The organism is Bacillus sp. LL01 (assembly GCF_001037965.1).
Map to the genome: position 1 here is coordinate 1 of NZ_LFEL01000159.1, position 4410 is coordinate 4410.

Consider the following 4410-nt stretch of genomic DNA (forward strand, 5'->3'; position numbering starts at 1 on the left):
GACTCCGTGCAGGGAAGGGTATTGTCCCGTATATAATGTGGTTCGACTCGGGGAACAGGCGGTACTACCAGCATAATGATTTTTGAATACCATTCCATTTTTACGTAACAGTTTTTGTGCTGTTAAGTTTTCTTCACACCATCTTTTTAATTCGTTCGYTTCATACACTGCGGGATACCGTTGCTGGTCCACCATTAAGATAAGAATGTTCGGCTTCTTTCTCTTCTTGTTTCTCATGTGATCGCCCCCTGCATGTTAACTCTTTTTATACGATGTAAACTTTATATACTATATGCTCTATTGGATAAAGGCAGTATCCATTTCTTAATTGAAATGGACGTTTAAAGAATAAGAAAAAGCCTTATCACATGATGTGATAAGGGCGCAGTTTATTTCGTTTGATGAGCTTTGCTGTAGGTCTCTCGAAGCTCTACTTTTAAGACCTTGCCAGATGGATTTCTTAGCAACTCATCGACAAATTCAATCGATTTTGGTTTCTTATAACTGGCTAACCTGCCATTACAAAATTCAATCACAACTTCACTTTTTTAGAATTCTAACAAGACACATCGAATTCTGCACAAAAAAAGTCAGTGCTTCCTTCGATAAGAATGAGTGCACCTGACTTTTAACAAAGCATCCCGCTATTTAAACCAACCCTTCTCTTTGAACCTCGAAATTGCTTCAATTCTGTTACCTACATCAAGCTTATCCAGTATGACTGAAATATAATTGCGCACTGWACCATTTGTCAGATAAAGCTCACTTGCGATCTCGTTAGTGCTTTTCCCTTCAGCAATTAACTCCATGACCTGCTTTTCACGATTCGTAAGGGGATTTTTATCTTCGTAAGCCAAATCGATTAATTCTGGAGCATAAAACCGCCTGCCGTCCATGATGATACGAATCGAGTTTGCTAGTTCTTCACTAGGACTATCTTTTAACAAATAGCCGCTCACCTCTGCATTTCTGGCCCGTTCAAAATAACCAGCGCGTGCAAAGGTGGTCAAGATAATAACTTTGCATGGTTGATCGATCAGTTCTTCTGCTACATCAAGTCCACTTTTCATTGGCATTTCAATATCCATGATACAAATATCAGGTTGGTGCTGCTTCACTAAAGCTAAAGCTTCTTCACCGTTCCGTGCTTTCCCAACYACTTCCATATCTTCTTCCAAATCAAGTAAAGAACTGAGAGCCCCTAGCAACATTCGCTGATCTTCGGCAATTACTATTCGAATCAAGTCAATCCCCCCTATGTCCTTTGTTGAATGATATTTGGTACTCGAATATCAAGAGTAGTCCCATCTGATGCTGAGATGTCCACACTGYCATTTACAAACTCTAACCGTTCTCTAATTCCCCTCAGTCCATTCCCTTCCGTTGAACCCGCGTCCTCTGATATCCCAATGCCATTATCATGTACAATAATTTGAACTTCTTCATCTAACTCTTTGATCACTAATTTACAAGAAGTGGCTTGACTATGCTTAATCACGTTTGTCACTGCCTCTTTCAAACACATACTCACGACATTTTCGACTAATAAGGGGGTATTCGTTAATTTGGCATTCCCTTCAAGGATGAATTCCATTTGTGCTGCTTTTAAAATTTGCTGCATATGAATGATTTCATCTTCTAGCTTTGCCCCACGCATATCAGACACCATCTCACGAACTTCTTTCAATGCTGTCCTCGCTGTTTGATTAATATCACTTAATTCAACTTTTGCATTTTCCGGGTTGATCTCAATTAATTTCTTAGCCAAATCACTTTTTAACCCAATAAGAGATAATTTTTGACCAAGTGTGTCATGCAAGTCACGGGCAATCCGTTGCCGTTCTTCAATAACGATTAGTTGAGAGATTCGTTTGTTTGCATCTTCTAGTTGTCCTTCTAACTTTTCACGTTTGTTTCGATTATACGAATTAATCGGCAACAAAATCACACCGATAATCGAGATAATAATAAAAGGAAACTGAGCAAAAAACAGTTCATTTTGAGTGAAAAAACTTAAGCTCGCTGCAATAATCGTTGTTAACAAGTGCGTAACATATAGGGTGAAAAATCCCACTTTACTTTGAATATTCCCTATGAAAAAGGCGAGGAAAAGAGCAAAATAAACATACCCGTAAAATAAGGTCATACCAATACTTATCGCCATCTCAATTCCTACCCATAAATAGACAAGCCCACCTTTAGAAATAAACGATAGACGGTACGAAACAAAGAACAATAAGATCATAATAATACCAAAGATGATTTCTATAGCCAAAGATGACCTGAAGATGAAATAGAATGGTAATAGACAAAAAATAATCCATACGTACACGCTTAGCCCTGTATTTTTAGGGAAGATATTATACCAACTTTGCATAATGACCTCCTTTCTTTATTTAGATGATACTTTTATCATACAATAATTTTCCTTTTTTTGTCCTTTTTATAAAGCAACGAAAAACCATTCAATGGTGATTGAACGGCTTTTCATTGAACTATTTATTGTTAGTTTGAAGGCTCGCTTGCCTCTTTTTATTCTCTTGATTTGATTTTGACTTAGAAAGTAAGTGCGCAACTTGTTTAAAGCTAACAAACGTTTTGCTTTTTTGATCATATAGACGAAAACGAATCGATTGTAAACTTGATCCAACTGTAATCGTTGTCGCTTGTTGCAATGGTGGTGTTGTTGCATGAACTTTTTCTAAGTTGTAATTCGGAACTCTAGGACTTAGATGATGGACATGATGGTAGCCAATATTTCCTGTCACCCATTGTAATACTTTTGGGAGTTTATAATACGAACTTCCATCTATAGCAGCTTTCACATAATCCCACTCTTCTTCATCTTCAAAGTAAGAGTCTTCAAATTGATGCTGCACATAAAATAACCAAATTCCAAGCGATCCTGATACGAATAAAATAGGTGCTTGAACAAGCAAGAACGCCTGCCAACCTATTAACCAAATCAGCGCGGAATAAACAACCACAACTGAGACGTTAATCAAATGTGTATTGAATCTTTCTTTCTTTCTAGCATCTTTACGATTAAAGCGATTTGTAATCAAGAACAAGAAAAGTGGCCCCAATCCAAACATCACAAGTGGATTACGATAAATGCGGTATGCCAATCTCTCCTTAAATGAGGCTGATACATATTCATCTACGGTCATAATCCACACGTCACCCGTCCCACGCTTACCTAAATTACTGCTTGTTGCATGGTGAATCGAATGCTCACGCTTCCACTTTTCGTAAGGGAACATCGTAATGACACCCGTAATCGTACCTACTATATTATTAAGTTTTTTACTTTTGAAAAATGACCCATGACAACAATCATGAAATATAATGAAGATACGAACAACAAATCCTGCTGCTACGATGGCAAATGCAAAGGTTAACCAAATTGAAACGGATAAACTTTGATAGGCTAAAAACCATAATAAGAAAAACGGTGGAATCGTATTTAATATTTGTTTTAAGCTTGATTTAATATCTGATTTTTCAAATGGTGCAATGCTTTTTTTAAGTTGAGATAACTTTGAATTACTACTCATGACTTCCCCCTTGATAAGATACATTTTAATTTATTATGGGAATTATTTGATTACATTAATCATAAAAGAAACACATTCGGCAAAGAAGTCATGAATGTCAAGAAGCAGATATGACAGTTGTCATATCTGCTTCATTATAAGCTATTAAAAAGAAGTGTGTACGCTCCTCCTTATGCAAACCATTTATGCCACATACCATCATTTCTTCCCCTTGCAAAACAATCAATCCGGTTCAATCCCCATGAAACAGCACCTGGGGAAGAACGAATTCCTCCTTGTGGAGCTCCGAGGTTCTCCCAGTTACTCCACCTTGAGCCGTTCCACCATTTATGCCACATTCGATTGTTCCTAGCTCTTACAAAACAATCAATTCGGTTAGGCGCCCAAGAAGAAACAGCCGGTGAGCCATCAAACCCTCCCTGTGGTGAGCCGAGATCTTCCCACCCGCTCCACCTTGAGCCATCCCACCATTTATGCCACATTCGATTGTTCCTGCCTCGAACAAAACAATCAATTCGATTTGGTCCCCATGAGACAGCACCTGGGGAACCATTTAATCCTCCCCTTGGAGCACCGAGATTTTCCCAGCTGCTCCACCTTGCCCCGTCCCACCATTTGTGCCAAAGGTTGTTATCGTTCCCTTGTACAAAGCAATCTAATCGATTTGCTTGCCATGATGCCACAGCAGGTTTCCCTTTGAATCCAGGCCGAGGAGCTCCAAGATCTTCCCATTCTCTCCACCTTGAMCCGTCCCACCATTTATGCCACATCGTATCCCTTCCAGCTCTTGCAAAACAATCAATCCGATTTGGCCCCCATGAAACGGCCTCCGGTGAGCTTCTTAAACCACCCC

The 4410-nt window shown here is 38.9% G+C and carries 5 protein-coding genes; all 5 read right to left on the reverse strand.

The features are described 5' to 3' along the window. On the reverse strand, positions 1-237 hold a 237-nt coding region (locus AB685_RS26905; RefSeq protein ID WP_047973666.1), incomplete at its 3' end, for a sulfatase-like hydrolase/transferase. 407 nt (positions 238-644) lie between these two features. Continuing rightward, positions 645-1244: a response regulator transcription factor gene (locus AB685_RS26910; RefSeq protein WP_047973667.1), complete on the reverse strand. Its 600-nt coding sequence runs from the start codon at positions 1242-1244 to the stop codon at positions 645-647. Positions 1245-1255: 11 nt separating this feature from the next. Next, positions 1256-2377, reverse strand: a complete 1122-nt coding sequence (locus tag AB685_RS26915; RefSeq protein ID WP_047973668.1) for a sensor histidine kinase — start codon at positions 2375-2377, stop codon at positions 1256-1258. Between the two features lie 118 nt (positions 2378-2495). After that, positions 2496-3557, reverse strand: a complete 1062-nt coding sequence (locus tag AB685_RS26920) for a fatty acid desaturase (protein WP_047973669.1) — start codon at positions 3555-3557, stop codon at positions 2496-2498. A 170-nt stretch (positions 3558-3727) separates the two neighbouring features. After that, on the reverse strand, positions 3728-4410 hold a 683-nt coding region (locus tag AB685_RS26925), incomplete at its 5' end, for a hypothetical protein (protein WP_047973670.1).